This is a genomic window from Desulfobaculum sp. SPO524, from assembly GCF_044987625.1.
GTDB lineage: Bacteria > Desulfobacterota > Desulfovibrionia > Desulfovibrionales > Desulfovibrionaceae > Desulfobaculum.
In genome coordinates, this window is sequence record NZ_JBJDSB010000002.1 from 618,364 (window position 1) to 632,176 (window position 13,813).

The following is a 13,813-nucleotide window of genomic DNA, read 5'->3' on the forward strand; positions in this document are numbered from 1 at the left end:
GGTGTGGTGGGCCATACGGGGCAACGACCCCGCGCCCGCCGCGCCCAACCTCTAGCCTGTGTGAAACGAGAAGGACGAAGGACAATGTCTGAGAGGAACGCGTTTCCGGAGTACCGGGGACGCATGGAATATTACTGCCTTGGCTGCGGCGCCACCTATGGCACCGAACAGTTGCACTACACCTGCCCGGACTGTGGCGGCGTGTTTTTGCTGCGCGACACTGGCTTTGACGCCCTCAAGCAGACGTCCGGCGAGACGTGGCGGAACATCTTTGATGCCCGCGCCGCCTCCAAGACCGACGCCTTGCGCGGCATCTTCCGTTTCTATGAGCTGATGGCTCCGGTGATGGATGAGCGGGACATCGTCTACCTTGGCGAAGGCAACACCCCCATTATCCACTCCAGCCGCCGCCTGAGCGACCAACTGGGCGGGCAGAAGATGGCCTTTAAGAACGACGGCCAGAACCCCAGCGCGTCCTTTAAGGACCGTGGCATGGCCTGCGCGTTCAGCTTCCTGAACCATCTCATCCGCACGCAGGGCCTTGAGGAAGTGCTGGCGGTGTGCGCCTCCACGGGTGACACGTCCGCCGCTGCGGCGCTATATGCCTCCTACGCGGACAGCGCCATCAAGTCCGCCGTGCTGCTGCCCGAGGGCAAGGTCACCCCGCAGCAGTTGGCCCAGCCGCTGGGCAGTGGCGCTGTGGTGCTGGAAGTGCCCGGCGTGTTTGATGACTGCATGAAGGTTGTTGAGCACCTTGCGGACAACTATCAGGTGGCGTTGCTCAATTCCAAGAATGCATGGCGCATCCTTGGGCAGGAGTCCTTCGCGTTTGAGGTTGCCCAGTGGTACGACTGGGACCTCGCCGGAAAGGCCGTATTTGTGCCCATTGGCAACGCTGGCAATATTACCGCCATCATGAGCGGCTTCCTCAAGCTGCATGAGCTTGGCGTGATTGACGCCTTGCCGCGTGTGTTTGGCGTGCAGTCCCACCACGCGGACCCGGTGTTCAAGTACTACGCCGCCGCGCCGGAAGAGCGCCAGTGGCAGCCCATGCAGGTGGAGCCCAGCGTGGCGCAGGCCGCGATGATTGGCAATCCCGTGTCCTTCCCCCGTGTGCGCTACTTTGCTGAACGCTTTGAGGCCGTGGCCGGAGCGGGCAGCTTCCAGGTGGTGCAGGTGACGGAGCAGGAAATCATTGAAGGTATGCTGCTGGCTAACCGCCATGGGCATATCTCCTGCACGCAGGGTGGCGAATGCCTCGCCGGGCTTATGAAGGCGCGCGAGGCCGGCCTTATCCACAAGGACGAGACCGCCGTGCTGGACGCCACCGCCCACATGCTGAAATTCATTGGCTTTCAGGATATGTATTTCCAGAACGCGTTCCCGCCCGAGTACGGCATTACGCCGGACCCGGAGCGCGCCAACACTCCCCTGCGCGTCATCGACGCCGGGGAAAAGGAGCGCCTGAGCGAGACCGAATACACCAAGGCCTGCGCCACGAGCATCGTGGACCGCCTTGGCCTGAAGTCGCGCTAGAGCGGAAAGACAGAGAGACGACATGACGGGGACGCCTGAGAGGGCGTCCCTTTTTTATTCGCCGCCCACGGGCAGGGTGATGGTGAAGCGGGTCCACTCGCCGGGCTGGGAGTCCACCCGGAATTCCCCGCCGTGGTTGCGGGTGACGATGAAGTACGACACGGACAGCCCAAGGCCCGTACCCGCGCCGGCCTCCTTGGTCGTGTAGAACGGCTCGAACACGCGGCGTTTGAGGGCCGCATCCATGCCGGGGCCGTTATCCTCCACCTCCACACGCACACGCTCGCTGTCGTGCGAAATACGAAGCGTAATGCGCGGCGTATCGTTTTCGAATGACTTTGTCGCCAGCGCTTGTCCGGCGTTTTTGAGCAGGTTGAGGAACACCTGCTCAATTTCCGTCCGGCTGACGTGAACAAGGGGGACGTCCGCGTCGTAGTCGCGCTGGATGGTGATGTTGCGGAAGTCGTATTGCTTGTCGGGCTGATAGTCCTTGGACGCAAGCTCCACGGCATCATCAAGGATGGAGCTGAGGTGGTAGGGGCGCTTGTTGGTGTCGTTGCGGCGGCTGAAATCGAGCATGTTGCGCACGATGGTGGCCGCGCGGTTGCCGGCCTCGGCAATGCCCTCCAGATAGGTAGGAATGCGCCGCATGTGGAGGTATTCGCTCACTGCTTCAAGGTCCACCCCGGTGGCGCGGGCGGCCTTGGCATTGGCGGGCAGATTGGGAGAAAGGCGGCGGATGATATTTTGGTTGGATTGCAAAATTGCGCCGAGGGGGTTGTTAATCTCGTGCGCCATACCTGCGGCCAGCCCGCCAAGGGAGACCATTTTTTCGGATTCGAGGATCATATCCTCAATGCGCACGCGTTCGGTGACGTCATCAATGCGGATGACAGCGCCGGAGGTCGTCTCCGTGCCGAGTGGATAGGCGGTGATGTCGTAAAACCGCTGTTCGCCGTCCGCAACATGGACGAGACGCGGGGTGTGCTGTGGTTCCTTTTGATGGATGGCGTGGCGCACCATGGGCATATGCCCCGTCATGGCCGGGAGGATGTCGTCCAACTTCTCGCCAAGTGCCCCCTGCATGTCGATGCCCGTATAGTCCTGTGCGGCGCGGTTCCACTGGATGATGCGTTCAAACTCGTCCACGGCCACCAGCACCGAGGGCATGGAGTCCACAATGTTGCCCAGCAGCAGGCGCAGGCGGCTGAGTTCGCCCTCGGCCCGCCTTTTTTCCGTGATGTCGCGGAAGTTGTAAATGGTGCCCAGCGTAGCGTCCGCATTGACGAGGGGGTAGGTGGCGCGCTCTATGATGCGCCCATCCGTGCAGATGAGTTCGTCAAAGAGGGCGGCGTCCACTGTGGTCGCGGTGGGGCGGGGCCACTGCGGGGGCACCGTCAATTGCTCGGCAATGCGCTCGCGCACACGCCGGACGCTGAAGCCAGAGGGGGCGTCGCTTGGGGGGATGCCCCACAGTTCATGAAAGCGGGGGTTGGTCTTGATGATGTAGTCCGCCGTATCCGTCACCAGCAGCCCGTCCCCAGTGGAGTTGAAGGTCACGCGCAACAGCTCCTCGCGCTGGAGGAGGTCGTTGTTCATTTGGCGGAGCTTGGCGGTTTTGGTGCGGACGCGTTCTTCCAGTTCGCTGTGCGCTTTCGCCAACTCCGCAAGGGCGGTGGAACGTTCTCGGACCATCTCGTTGGCCGGGGCGGCCAGTTGGCGGAATTCGTCAAAGACCATGGCGTCCGGGTCAATGTAGGCGGCACCTGATGCGGCCTCGCGGAAGAAGTTGGTCAGTGCGGCAAAGCTGCTGTTGAGCCGGGCGGTCAGCACCCGGACGATGATGGTGATGCTGATGAGAAGCACGGCCATGATGGCCCCGATGGTCAAGACGCGGTCGCGGATGTCGGCGCGCAGGTCGGCTTCCATGGCGACCATGGCGCTGTCGAGGTCGTCGAGGTACACCCCGGCGCCAAGAATCCAGTTCCACTGCGGCACGTGCAGAAAATACGTCAGCTTTGGGTAGCGTCCCGGACCTGCGGGCTTCTCCCATACGTACCGCAAAAAACCGCCGCCCGGAGATGTTGCGGCGCGGATGACCTGTGGGATGAGGGGACGCCCGTCTTCGTCTGTGGTGGCGTTCATGGACCTTCCGGCAAGGCTTGGCTCCGCGCCGTTGGCCAGCATGATGCCGTGCATATCCAGCGCGAAGACGTAGCCCGTTTCGTCAAAGCGGATGCGCTCTATGCGGTCCAGCGTCTCCGCCTTGATGACCTGCTCCACGTTTTCCAGGTATTCGCCGGTGCCAAGAATCCAGCCAAGGGGCTGGAACAGCTTCACGTATGCTATTTTGGGTTCCGGGCTGGCTGGTTTTCCGGGCTTTGGCCACAGGTAGCTGTAGAATCCTTGCCCCTTGGTGGCGGCAATGTCGATGAGGTCCTTCACCACACTGCGGCCACTGGGGTCGCGCAGGCCCAGAATGTTTGTGTGCTCCATCTCGGGCCGCACGGGCATGAGTTGTTCCACGCCGTGTATATCCGTGGCAAAGTAATACCCCCGGCCCGAGTTGAAGCGGATGGGGCGCAGGGCCTCGCGGATAAGGTCTTGGGTGCGTTTTGGGCCAAGGGGACCAATATTGAGTTTGTACAGGTGGCTGGCGATGGCGTGGGCTTCATCGACGCGGTCGCGGATGGCGCGGCGTAGGCGGGTGTCCGTGGTGCTTTTTTGGTAGGAGATATAGTCGAGCACCTGCGTGACTTCTTCGCGCAGGACAAGGCGGCTTTCGAGGATATGCTGTTGTTTCAGCTCCTGCGAGGTGGCCTGAAACATGGCGTATTCACTGTATATCCACAGTCCGCCAGTGAGGGCCATGGCCGCAACGGCAAGAAGCAACATGCGCTGCTTGATGGTTCGGGTCAGGCTCCGGGCCGTGGCAGAATGTGGTGCCGCCATAGTTTCACTTGGGCTGGAGGGTGAGCCGCAGGACGGCGTATGCAAATCGCCTACCTCATGTCATAGTGATAAAGCACGGAAGCGGCTATGGCAAATAGACGCGGCAAAGCGCACGATACTGCCGCGCACTTGCCCTCCGGCGCTGTCTGTGCAATGAGAGCGCGGACCGATTAACATCAACGTGCGAAGAATGTATGGCAAAGAAGAAAGTACGGGCCGACCAGCTCGTGTTCCAGCAGGGATTGGCCGATAGCCGCGAGAAAGCGAAGCGGTTCATCATGGCGCGTCAGGTTTTTATTGAACTGGACGGCCGCAGGGAGCCTGTGTCCAAACCCGGCCAGCAGTTGGCCGAGGACGCCGAACTGTCCGTGAAGGGCGCGGACCGTTTTGTCTCGCGCGGGGCGCATAAGCTGCTCACCGCTATTGAGCACTTTGGCCTGTCCTGCGAGGGCAAGGTTGCGCTGGACGTTGGCGCGTCCACGGGCGGGTTCACGGATTGCCTGCTCCAGCACGGCGCGGCGCGCGTCTACGCCGTGGATGTGGGCTACGGCCAGCTTGATGCCAAGCTCCGCACTGATGAGCGCGTGGTCAACATGGAGCGTACCAATATGCGCCTTGCCCCCGATGACCTCCTCCCCGAACCTGTGGACATGATTGTGGCGGATGTGTCGTTCATCTCGCTGGTTAAAGTCATGGGCCCGAGTGTGCGGTTTTTGAAGCCCGGCGGCGAGATTGCCGCCCTCGTCAAGCCGCAGTTTGAGGTTGGCGCGTCGCAGACCGTTAAGGGTGTGGTCAAGGACGAGCGCCTGCGTCAGCAGGCCGTGGACAAGGTTGTCCATGCGCTGGTGGCGGATATGGGGCTGGAGTTTGTCGGCGTTATCCCCTCACGCATCAAAGGCCCCAAGGGCAATCAGGAATATATCATTTATATGCGCCGCCCTGTGGACGCCGCCGAAGCCGCGCCTGAAAAGACGGACGCGTAACGGCAGCGCCGCCAAGGCCGCACCGTCAAACGGCCCCGCAGGTCTGTCCTGCGGGGCCGTTTTGTGTCTGCAATGGGTGGATGTGGCGTCAGGCGGGCTGCATGCGGTCCATGAGGGTGCCAAGTGCCTTGAGGTGGCGCTTTTCCTCATCGGCGAGGGTGAGGAGCAACTCGCGCGATTCCTGCACGCCTGCCTCGCGGGCGTAGCGCATGTAGAGGTCCAGCGCCTGCGCCTCAAACATCATGCCGGCTTCCACAACGCCCTGTGCCGAGGTGAGCGCAGGCATGTTGCGCTCAATGAATTCATCGGCGGTCAGGCCACCTTCAAGGGGCGGCGCATCGCGCTGCTGGGCGGACGCCGTAAGCTGGCTTTGGTCCAATTCCTCGCCGGTATGCTGGCGGTAGACGGTGAGGAGCCACGTCTTGTGCTTGGCCTCGAAGCCTGCCAGGCGTTCAAGGGTGTCTGCGACTTCTGGCGCTTCGGCGCGTTTGTCCTTGGCCATGCGCTGGTAGAACTCGCCGAGGTTTTCCTCCATGCGGCAGGCGAGGGCGATGATTTCCGACAGTGTTTCGTCGCCGCTGAAGAATACAAATCCCGCGCTGGCTGGGCCTACCGCGCCCTCGCCTGTCCACGCCGCGATGCCGCCGACAAGGTTGTACACCTCGCCAAAGCCTTCGCCGCGGAGCATGCTGGCAGCCGCAGAGCTGCGTCCGCCGGAGTGGCAATAGGCGATGACGGGTTTGTCGTGCGGGATGGTGTGCAGGGTCTCGCCCAAGCGGGGCAGGGGGATATGCAGCGCTCCCGGCAGGTGCTCCTCTTCATATTCCCAGTCCTGCCGGACATCGAGGAGGGTGTAGGTCCCTTGGGCATTGGACGCCATGTAGGCGCGGGCCTCGTCTGGGGACATGTCCTTGTACTGGGAGAGCATTTTGCGTATTCCGCCTATGAGTTTGATGAGAAACATAGGCTGTATGCTATCATGCACAGCACCCGCATGCAAAACCGGAGAAAAGACTTGATGATCGGGCGTGTGTGACGCAGTATTTCCCGGTTCCGTGATAAAACCGCAAGAGTTCAGACAAGTTGAGGCGAAATGCGACTGTTTTCTCCGAAGATTACCTTTGTATATGAGATGGTGGCGCTGCTTGTGCTGTCCGTGGTTGCCGCGCATCTCCTAAGCGACCATCACCCCAAGGGCTTGACGTGGGAGCGCCAGCCCCTGCGGCCGGAGCTTGCCGTGGAGAGTGCGGACCAACTGCCGGAGCGGCAGGAGCTTGGCACCATTGGGACCGATATGGCCCTGCGGCTGTACGCCGAGCAGGACGCGCTGTTTGTGGACGCCCGTTTTCTTGAGGATTACGAGGCTGGGCACATCCCCGGCGCGGTGAACATTGCCCCCGGCATGTTCGCCGATGAGGTGGAGGCCGTGCTCGGCGCGCCTGAGGACGACACCACCCTTGTCATTTATTGCAGCTCCGCAAGCTGTATGATGAGCCACGAACTGGGCGAGAATCTGCGGATGCTGGGCTACACCAATATTTTGATCTACGAGGCCGGTTTCAAAGGCTGGCAGGACGTTCAGGGCGACGTGGAGCAGAGCGAATGAGCAGAGTGGAAGACTTTGGACGCATCGTCCTTGGCGTGGTGTTCATGGCCGCGTCCGTCATGAAGATACTGGAGCCGGGCCTGTTTGCGCAGGTGGTGCAGAATTATCAAATTCTGCCGCCCGTGGCCATCAACCCTGTGGCCATGGTGCTGCCATGGCTGGAATTTGTGTGCGGCGCGGCCCTTGTGTGCGGCGTGGCCGTGCGTGGTGCGTCCGTGCTCATCACGGGCATGCTGACGGTGTTCATCATTATCATGTGGTATAACGTCTCCCGCGGGTTGGACATCAGTTGCGGCTGCTTTTCCGTGCGCCCAGACGCCAAGGGCGAGATGATGTACTCGGTCTGGCGCGATACCGCCCTGCTGGTTTTGTCCATCCTTGTGATGTGGCGCAGCTTTGTGGAGCACGCGGCTGAGGTGCGCTCGCACCGCTTGCAGCGCGACATCCGCCGTGCCCAGCGCCGCGGCAAAACCCTCGCCACGCTGGATGCGCCGTATGCGGCCCCCTCGGGCGCTGTGGACGGAATGCTTGAGGTTGGGGCTGAGACGGCGCAGAAGGATGACCCGTGGGCCACGCTCACCAGCACGCCGCAGGACGCGCAGACTGGTGGCGTGGCCGCAGATGGCGGCGCATTCCCCGCTGGTTATACGCCCCTTGGCGAATCCGCTTCAACCGCTCCCCGGTTTGGGGATGCCGAACGCGCTGTGGATGCTGATGGTGCCGTAGAGGGTGGCGATGCGGCAGGTGCTTCGCCACAGGCCGAATCCGCCGCTGAACCCATCGCGCTGGGGGAAGCGTCTGCCGCGACAGGCGTTGAACCAGACGCTGAATCAGATGCCGAGACAGACGCGAAATCAGATGCAGAACCTGATGCGGAGGAGTCCGCTCCCCGCGCGCCGTCGGCCGGGCCGGAGTCGTCACAGCCGGGCGAGGAAGAACCCGGCAAGAAGGGCGGCGCTTCCTAAGCACCAATGAGCGGCGTTGGCTGGGAAAGGTTCCCGCCACGCCGCTTCTTCGTCCAGACCGCGCGAGGCAATGGCGATGGTCTGGTTCCATGTCTTTTGGCTGAGGGCGCGGAGCGCGGCTTGTGGGAGCAGGATGAGGCGCTGTCGCCATGGCAGGCCGGTCCCGCGCAGGCGCATGGTCTGGCGCAGGCGGTCAAAGGTCTGCCACGTCAGCGGCAAAAAGTGGATCATGAGCGCAAGGGCGAGGGCGACGCTCCATGCGCGGCGGCCAAGTACCGGGCGCAGCATCCACGCTAAGGCCAGCCCCAGCTTACGCGGCGAAGACGACAGCGCAAGACACAGCCCCACCAGAATCAGCAGCCCCAGCCGCAGGCCAAGCAGAGCGCTGTCCGTCAAGGCGGTGGCAACGGACGCGCCGCTCCAGAGTTCCACAGCACACTTCACCACGGTCCACAGTCCTACAAAGATTACAGCCGCGGCGGTCAGCCGCAGGTCAGCCGCAGACCGGCGGCTGAGAAGCACCGTCAATGCTCCGGCGGCCACGGCAAAAGCGCCAAGGCCCACCACCCCGGCGTGAAGAACAAGCAGACCAAAGCCAAGGGCCAGCAGAATGCGGACCCGGTGGTCCAGCACGAAGTGGGGCGGCTGGGCGGGGCCGCCATGTGTGGCGCTGGCTTGGGGCGCGGCGGCTGTGGGCGCAAGGCGTTTGCCGTCCTGCATAGCTATTCCCACCGCCGCAGGGTGCGGTCCATGGTCCAGCAGTCCGGCGGGCGCACGCCATATTCCGCAATGCCGTCCAGCACCTCTTCCGGGCGTCCGGCGCGCACCAGTCTTCCGCAGTGCATCACGGCGATGATGTCGGCGAGGTCCACCAGCGGGGCAAGGTCATGCGAGGTGATAATCTGCGTGAGTCCGGCCTCTTTGCTGTCTTCAATCAGTTTGCGCATTTCGCGCATTCCGGGGTAGTCCAGCCCGCTGAGGGGCTCGTCAAGGAGCAGGAATTCCGGCTCGCGCAGGAGTGTTGCCGCAAGGCACAGCTTGCGCTTTTGCCCCCAAGACAGGTGCTGAACCGGGGTCTGCCATTGCTGGAGGACGTCAAAGCGCTGGGCCATAGCATGGGCGGCGGCTCGCCGCTGGGGACCAGTGCCGCCAAGGAGGAGGTCTTCCTCCACCGTGGAGCCGAGAATTTGCAGGTCTGCGTCCTGCAGCAGCAGTCCGGCGCTGCGCCGGAAGGCTTTTTCGTCGCCGGGCGTGGTGATGGGGCCGCGCGTAATGCTCCCCGATTGGGGCGACAGCAGCCCCGCCAGCAGGGAAAGCAGGGTGGTCTTGCCCGAGCCGTTGGCCCCGGCAAGCACCACGATGCTGCCCGCCGGGATGGACAGGGAAATATCCTGAAGCGTGGCCGGGGCGCCACTGTAGCTGAAGCAGACGTTGTGGATTGTTATCATTATGGTAGTCTCGCTTAAAGTCATAGGGCGAACAGACAGTTGCACATGCCCCGGCCCCAGTCCAGCCCGGTGTGGGCCTTCAAGCGCGGGGGCGGAACGATTTCTGGAGGCACCATGCATCAGCTGCTTCACATGTTTCATCCGGCTCTTATGGGCGTGCTCATTCTTGTGGCCCTGTATGTATTCTATACGGGAACGCAGCGCGCGAGAATGCTGCATTTGGGCCACAAGACGCGCTTCGCGTACGGACGGCACGTTTTTCTTGGCGCGTTGGTTGTGCTGGGTATGCTGCTTGGTATGCCGGGTGGGATGTATTTTGCGTGGCACCGCACCGGCGAAATTGGCAGCACGGGGTGGCACTTCGTGAATGCGGTTTGGTACATCCTGCCGCTGCTCGTTCTGGGCGGCGGCGCGGGCTGGCTGATGCATGTGCGCCGTGCCAAGCGTCTCCTTATCCCTGTGTTTCATGGGCTGTGCATGGTCCTGCTGGTTGCGCTTGCCCTGTGTCAGGCGTCTACGGGCGTGCTGATATTGCGCTCCACGCCATATTAAATTATGTGAGGCCCTCTCCAACCCACACGTGTCCCGCAGGTGCCCGCCAGAGGACGAAATCCTTACGTTTTCGGCGCAGGGTGTCATATTCTGCGTGTGAAAAATGGTGCTTTGTATGCCAGCTCTATTGACATCGTGTTACTGCGGGTGTAGCGCCGGACGTGGAGTGGAGCGCAATAATTGCTGCATCCCACGTTTGTAAGGAAGTGACACGATTATGCAGGACAAAACCCCCCACATTGATGTGAATGGACCGCGCCAGCGCCTTGAGGTGACGGCGGCAGGGCGGACGTGGCTTATTGAGCGCACCGCCGACCTCGAAACACTGTGGGAGAGCATTGGCGAGGACGATTTTGGACAGGACGAGCGCCTGCCCTATTGGGCCGAACTGTGGCCCTCCAGCGTGGTGCTGGCCAACTGGCTGGCGCAAAACCGCGAGCGCATCGCGGGCCGCGTTGGGGTGGACATGGGGTGCGGCCTTGGGCTGACCGCCCTTGTGGGCGCGTTGTACGGCGCGCGGGTTTTGGCCTTTGATTATGAATATGAGCCGTTGGTCTTTGCCCACGGCAATGCGCCGCTTAATGGCGTCAGCCAGCCCTTGTGGGTGCAGATGGACTGGCGCTCCGCCGCGTGCGCGGCCGGGGCGGCGGACTTTATCTGGGCCGGGGATATTATTTACGAAAAGCGCTTCATCGGCGCGGTGACGGATTTTTTGGACCACACTCTGGCGGCGGATGGCGTGGCATGGATTGCAGAACCCGGCCGCGCTGTTGCGAAGCCCTTTGAACGCGCCGTGCGAGAATTGGGCTGGAGCTTTAGGCGCGTGGTCACCGAAACCATGCAGTGGGAAGGCCACCCCGTGACCGTGCATATCCTTGAAATAACGAAAAATGCTTGACCATAACGGTCTGGTATGAAAACCCCGATCATTTCGGAGGACGCAATGGGAAAGACGATCCGTTTTGGTGTCTCGCTTGATTCCGACCTGCTGGACAAGTTCGACAAGCATTGCGAAGAGCACAGCTACCAAACACGTTCCGAGGCCATTCGCGACCTCATTCGTAACACGCTGGTAAAGAAAGAGTGGGAAGAGTCCGATAGGGAAGTTGCCGGAACGCTCAGCATGGTCTATGACCACCACCAGAGCAACCTTTCCCAGCGTCTTACGGAGTTGCAGCACGAGGCGCATGAGCTTATTCTTTCAACGCTGCATGTCCATTTGGACCATCACAACTGCCTTGAGGTGCTCGTCCTCAAAGGCCCTGCGGACAGAATCCGCAGCCTCGGCCAGCGGCTGGCTTCGACCAAGGGCGTCAAGCACGGCAAGCTGAGCCTGACTACTACCGGACAGGACTTGGTATAGACCCAATGAAGGATGTACAAAGCGGCCCGGCCGATGTGGCGTTGCCCATCGACCGAGTCGGCGTGAAGAATTTGCGCCTGCCCGTTCTGGTAAAAAACCGGGACAACAAGGGCGAGGTGCAGCATACCGTGGCGCAGGTCGACCTTTCCGTCGATTTGCCAGCACGCTTTAAGGGTACGCACATGAGCCGCTTCATCGAAGCGCTCAAAGAGTGGAGCGAGGAGCTGGACTATGCCAGCTTTATGCGCCTGCTGGGGGATGTGCGGACCCGGCTGGAAGCCGAGCGTGCGCACCTGATCTTTCGGTTTCCGTACTTTCTTCTGCGCAATGCGCCGGAGACGGGAACCGCGGCACCAATGGACTACCAGTGCAGCCTGGTAGGCGAATTGGACAATGGGAATCTGACCTTCGAACTGGGTGTGGATGTACCTGTTATGACGGTGTGCCCGTGCTCCCTTGCCATTTCAAGTGGCGGGGCGCATAGCCAGCGCGCCATTGTGCGGGTTCGGACTCGTTCGCAGGGTATGGTGTGGATAGAAGACCTTATCGGCATTGCCGAACGCGCCGGGTCGTCCCCGGTTTATGCGCTCCTCAAGAGGGAAGATGAGCGCCGCGTAACGGACGACGCCTTCGCCAACCCCGCCTTCGTAGAAGACGTGGTGCGCGCGGCGGCGCACGAACTGCGCCAGCTGGAGCAGGTGTCGTGGTTTAAGGTCGAGGTGGAGAGCCAGGAGTCTATTCACAATCACAGCGCGTATGCCATTATTGAAATGGACAACGACTTGTGAGAACCTGATAGACAGCGAGGGGTCTTCGTGTGCCCTCGTGACCCGAAAAGGATGGTTTTCCCATGAAAGTGCTAGGCACAGCCCAGTCAGCTCTCAGTGCGTTCTCCACGGCGCAGGCCGTGACGGCGAACAATATTGCCAATGTGAATACCGAGGAGTTCATGCCCTCGCGCACGGACTTTGAGGAACGCCCGGACTATTCCGGCGTCGCCGTTGCAGACATCAGCCAGGAGGGCAGTGCCGTGCCCACCGCGGGCGGCGTCCTGCCGTCCCCAGCCCCATCGCAGACGGACCTAGCCGTGGAAATGACCACGCTCATGTCCAACCAGCGGGCCTTTGAAGCGTCCGCTGCTGTTGTTCGCACACAGGACGAAATGCTTGGTACGCTTCTTGATAATCAAGTGTGAGATGCCGAAAATGCTGACAAAATACCGTCAGTAGCCAGTATTCGGCATACGTGTGTCCTGGTTTTCTAAAAGTTTTCTTGACTTTGCGTCAGTGTATTGACAGCAATATGCTGATAGCGTGTGTCTTTACGCGTTGTTTCCGGTGCTTGTCAGAGGGGGGACCGGCAACCGGGGCTCATGTGGAGGATCAATGGATATCGTTAAGAGTGGTATCATAGGACAAAGCCCGGCCCTGAAGAAAGTCTTCGGGGTGCTCGCCAAGGTCGCCCCTACCGAAAGTACGGTCCTTGTCACGGGTGAATCCGGAACCGGTAAGGAACTGCTGGTTCGCGCACTCCATGCCAACAGCAAACGGGCGGACAAGCCCTTCGTCCCCATCAACTGCGGGGCCATCCCGCGCGAACTTCTGGAGTCCGAACTCTTCGGGCACGAGAAGGGCGCTTTTACGCATGCCATCCGTTCGCGCGCCGGCCGGTTTGAGCTGGCCGACGGCGGCACCATATTCCTTGATGAAATAGGCGAATTAGACCTCTCTTTGCAGGTGAAAATCCTGCGCGTATTGCAGGAGCGCGAGTTCGAGCGCGTTGGCGGAAGCAAAACCCAACAGGTGGATGTGCGCATCGTTGCCGCCACCAACCGCGACCTTGAGGACGAAGTCAACAAGGGAAACTTCCGCGAGGACCTGTTCTACCGTCTCAACGTCATTCCTTTGCACCTGCCGCCATTGCGGCAGCGCGGGAACGACGTCTCGCTGCTTGCAGACCATTTTCTGAAACGCTTCACCGATACACAGGGTTGCGCGCCGCTTAGGCTGGGTCCGGAGGCGCGGGCCATGCTCCTGTCCTATTCATGGCCGGGAAATATCCGCGAACTGGAAAACTTCATGGAGCGCCTGTCCATCCTTTGCGATGGCGATACCATCACGCCCGAAGACCTGCCGGAGAAAATCTGGTCGGACATCGGACGCGAGCGCCCCATGGAGGAAATGCCCCCAGCTATGCCTGCCGGCTTTGCATGGCCGCAGGTGCAGGACCTTGTGGACAAGGACCTTGACCTCAAGGCCTTCCTGGACAAGGTGGAGGAAAAGCTGCTGGTGGAGGCCCTGGGACAGGCCGATGGCGTCAAAAACCGGGCTGCCGAGATTCTCGGCATCAAGCGGACGACGCTCATCGAAAAGTTGAAGAAGAAAGGCCTGTAATCCTGTGACTGTCAG

Annotated in this window: 14 protein-coding genes; 10 read left to right on the plus strand and 4 right to left on the minus strand. The window is 61.3% G+C overall.

Annotated features, from left to right (window positions below):
- Positions 1 to 84: 84 nt before the first annotated feature.
- A complete protein-coding gene (gene thrC / locus ACI3L3_RS08410; RefSeq protein ID WP_404844666.1) occupies positions 85 to 1,536 on the plus strand; it encodes a threonine synthase in 1,452 nt (483 codons plus the stop codon).
- A 54-nt stretch (positions 1,537 to 1,590) separates the two neighbouring features.
- On the opposite strand, the gene ACI3L3_RS08415 is transcribed toward thrC, so the two are convergent.
- Entirely contained in the window at positions 1,591 to 4,488 is a 2,898-nt protein-coding gene (locus tag ACI3L3_RS08415; RefSeq protein ID WP_404844667.1) for a cache domain-containing protein, read from the minus strand.
- Positions 4,489 to 4,682: 194 nt separating this feature from the next.
- On the opposite strand from ACI3L3_RS08415, the gene ACI3L3_RS08420 reads away from it, so the two are divergent.
- Positions 4,683 to 5,471, plus strand: a complete 789-nt coding sequence (locus tag ACI3L3_RS08420) for a TlyA family RNA methyltransferase (protein WP_404844668.1) — start codon at positions 4,683 to 4,685, stop codon at positions 5,469 to 5,471.
- A gap of 88 nt (positions 5,472 to 5,559) precedes the next feature.
- Here the strand turns inward: ACI3L3_RS08420 and ACI3L3_RS08425 are convergent, their stop codons facing one another.
- Positions 5,560 to 6,435: a rhodanese-like domain-containing protein gene (locus ACI3L3_RS08425; RefSeq protein ID WP_404844669.1), complete on the minus strand. Its 876-nt coding sequence runs from the start codon at positions 6,433 to 6,435 to the stop codon at positions 5,560 to 5,562.
- A 129-nt stretch (positions 6,436 to 6,564) separates the two neighbouring features.
- Between ACI3L3_RS08425 and ACI3L3_RS08430 the strand changes: the two genes are divergently transcribed.
- The gene (locus tag ACI3L3_RS08430) at positions 6,565 to 7,077 is read left to right on the plus strand and encodes a rhodanese-like domain-containing protein (RefSeq protein ID WP_404844670.1); all 513 of its coding nucleotides are present in this window, start codon (positions 6,565 to 6,567) and stop codon (positions 7,075 to 7,077) included.
- Positions 7,074 to 8,042 (plus strand): MauE/DoxX family redox-associated membrane protein, encoded by a 969-nt coding sequence (locus ACI3L3_RS08435; RefSeq protein ID WP_404844671.1) that lies wholly within the window; start codon positions 7,074 to 7,076, stop codon positions 8,040 to 8,042. The genes ACI3L3_RS08430 and ACI3L3_RS08435 overlap by 4 nt, the downstream gene beginning before the upstream one ends.
- Here ACI3L3_RS08435 and ACI3L3_RS08440 read toward each other — a convergent pair.
- Positions 7,995 to 8,762, minus strand: coding sequence for a hypothetical protein (locus ACI3L3_RS08440; RefSeq protein WP_404844672.1), 768 nt, complete (start codon positions 8,760 to 8,762; stop codon positions 7,995 to 7,997). The genes ACI3L3_RS08435 and ACI3L3_RS08440 overlap by 48 nt on opposite strands.
- A 2-nt stretch (positions 8,763 to 8,764) precedes the next feature.
- The gene (locus tag ACI3L3_RS08445; RefSeq protein ID WP_404844673.1) at positions 8,765 to 9,490 is read right to left on the minus strand and encodes an energy-coupling factor ABC transporter ATP-binding protein; all 726 of its coding nucleotides are present in this window, start codon (positions 9,488 to 9,490) and stop codon (positions 8,765 to 8,767) included.
- A 114-nt stretch (positions 9,491 to 9,604) separates the two neighbouring features.
- Between ACI3L3_RS08445 and ACI3L3_RS08450 the strand changes: the two genes are divergently transcribed.
- The 6 genes from ACI3L3_RS08450 (at position 9,605) to ACI3L3_RS08475 (ending at position 13,798) form a co-directional block, all read left to right on the plus strand.
- Positions 9,605 to 10,042: a hypothetical protein gene (locus tag ACI3L3_RS08450; RefSeq protein ID WP_404844674.1), complete on the plus strand. Its 438-nt coding sequence runs from the start codon at positions 9,605 to 9,607 to the stop codon at positions 10,040 to 10,042.
- 217 nt (positions 10,043 to 10,259) lie between these two features.
- Positions 10,260 to 10,940, plus strand: a complete 681-nt coding sequence (locus ACI3L3_RS08455) for a class I SAM-dependent methyltransferase (RefSeq protein ID WP_404844675.1) — start codon at positions 10,260 to 10,262, stop codon at positions 10,938 to 10,940.
- A 45-nt stretch (positions 10,941 to 10,985) separates the two neighbouring features.
- Positions 10,986 to 11,405, plus strand: a complete 420-nt coding sequence (gene nikR / locus ACI3L3_RS08460) for a nickel-responsive transcriptional regulator NikR (protein WP_404844676.1) — start codon at positions 10,986 to 10,988, stop codon at positions 11,403 to 11,405.
- A 5-nt stretch (positions 11,406 to 11,410) separates the two neighbouring features.
- On the plus strand, positions 11,411 to 12,193 hold the full coding sequence (gene folE2 / locus ACI3L3_RS08465) for a GTP cyclohydrolase FolE2 (protein ID WP_404844677.1): 783 nt from the start codon (positions 11,411 to 11,413) through the stop codon (positions 12,191 to 12,193).
- 62 nt (positions 12,194 to 12,255) lie between these two features.
- Positions 12,256 to 12,600, plus strand: coding sequence for a flagellar basal body rod C-terminal domain-containing protein (locus ACI3L3_RS08470; RefSeq protein WP_404844678.1), 345 nt, complete (start codon positions 12,256 to 12,258; stop codon positions 12,598 to 12,600).
- A 190-nt stretch (positions 12,601 to 12,790) separates the two neighbouring features.
- Positions 12,791 to 13,798, plus strand: a complete 1,008-nt coding sequence (locus tag ACI3L3_RS08475) for a sigma-54 interaction domain-containing protein (protein ID WP_404844679.1) — start codon at positions 12,791 to 12,793, stop codon at positions 13,796 to 13,798.
- The last annotated feature ends 15 nt before the right edge of the window (positions 13,799 to 13,813 follow it).

Excerpts from the sequence above, each read along its gene's own strand:
- thrC (WP_404844666.1), top strand. The coding sequence starts at position 85 with ATGTCTGAGAGGAACGCGTTTCCGGAGTACCGGGGACGCATGGAATAT.
- ACI3L3_RS08415 (WP_404844667.1), bottom strand. The coding sequence starts at position 4,488 with ATGGCGGCACCACATTCTGCCACGGCCCGGAGCCTGACCCGAACCATC.
- ACI3L3_RS08420 (WP_404844668.1), top strand. The coding sequence starts at position 4,683 with ATGGCAAAGAAGAAAGTACGGGCCGACCAGCTCGTGTTCCAGCAGGGA.
- ACI3L3_RS08425 (WP_404844669.1), bottom strand. The coding sequence starts at position 6,435 with ATGTTTCTCATCAAACTCATAGGCGGAATACGCAAAATGCTCTCCCAG.
- ACI3L3_RS08430 (WP_404844670.1), top strand. The coding sequence starts at position 6,565 with ATGCGACTGTTTTCTCCGAAGATTACCTTTGTATATGAGATGGTGGCG.
- ACI3L3_RS08435 (WP_404844671.1), top strand. The coding sequence starts at position 7,074 with ATGAGCAGAGTGGAAGACTTTGGACGCATCGTCCTTGGCGTGGTGTTC.
- ACI3L3_RS08440 (WP_404844672.1), bottom strand. The coding sequence starts at position 8,762 with ATGCAGGACGGCAAACGCCTTGCGCCCACAGCCGCCGCGCCCCAAGCC.
- ACI3L3_RS08445 (WP_404844673.1), bottom strand. The coding sequence starts at position 9,490 with ATGATAACAATCCACAACGTCTGCTTCAGCTACAGTGGCGCCCCGGCC.
- ACI3L3_RS08450 (WP_404844674.1), top strand. The coding sequence starts at position 9,605 with ATGCATCAGCTGCTTCACATGTTTCATCCGGCTCTTATGGGCGTGCTC.
- ACI3L3_RS08455 (WP_404844675.1), top strand. The coding sequence starts at position 10,260 with ATGCAGGACAAAACCCCCCACATTGATGTGAATGGACCGCGCCAGCGC.
- nikR (WP_404844676.1), top strand. The coding sequence starts at position 10,986 with ATGGGAAAGACGATCCGTTTTGGTGTCTCGCTTGATTCCGACCTGCTG.
- folE2 (WP_404844677.1), top strand. The coding sequence starts at position 11,411 with ATGAAGGATGTACAAAGCGGCCCGGCCGATGTGGCGTTGCCCATCGAC.
- ACI3L3_RS08470 (WP_404844678.1), top strand. The coding sequence starts at position 12,256 with ATGAAAGTGCTAGGCACAGCCCAGTCAGCTCTCAGTGCGTTCTCCACG.
- ACI3L3_RS08475 (WP_404844679.1), top strand. The coding sequence starts at position 12,791 with ATGGATATCGTTAAGAGTGGTATCATAGGACAAAGCCCGGCCCTGAAG.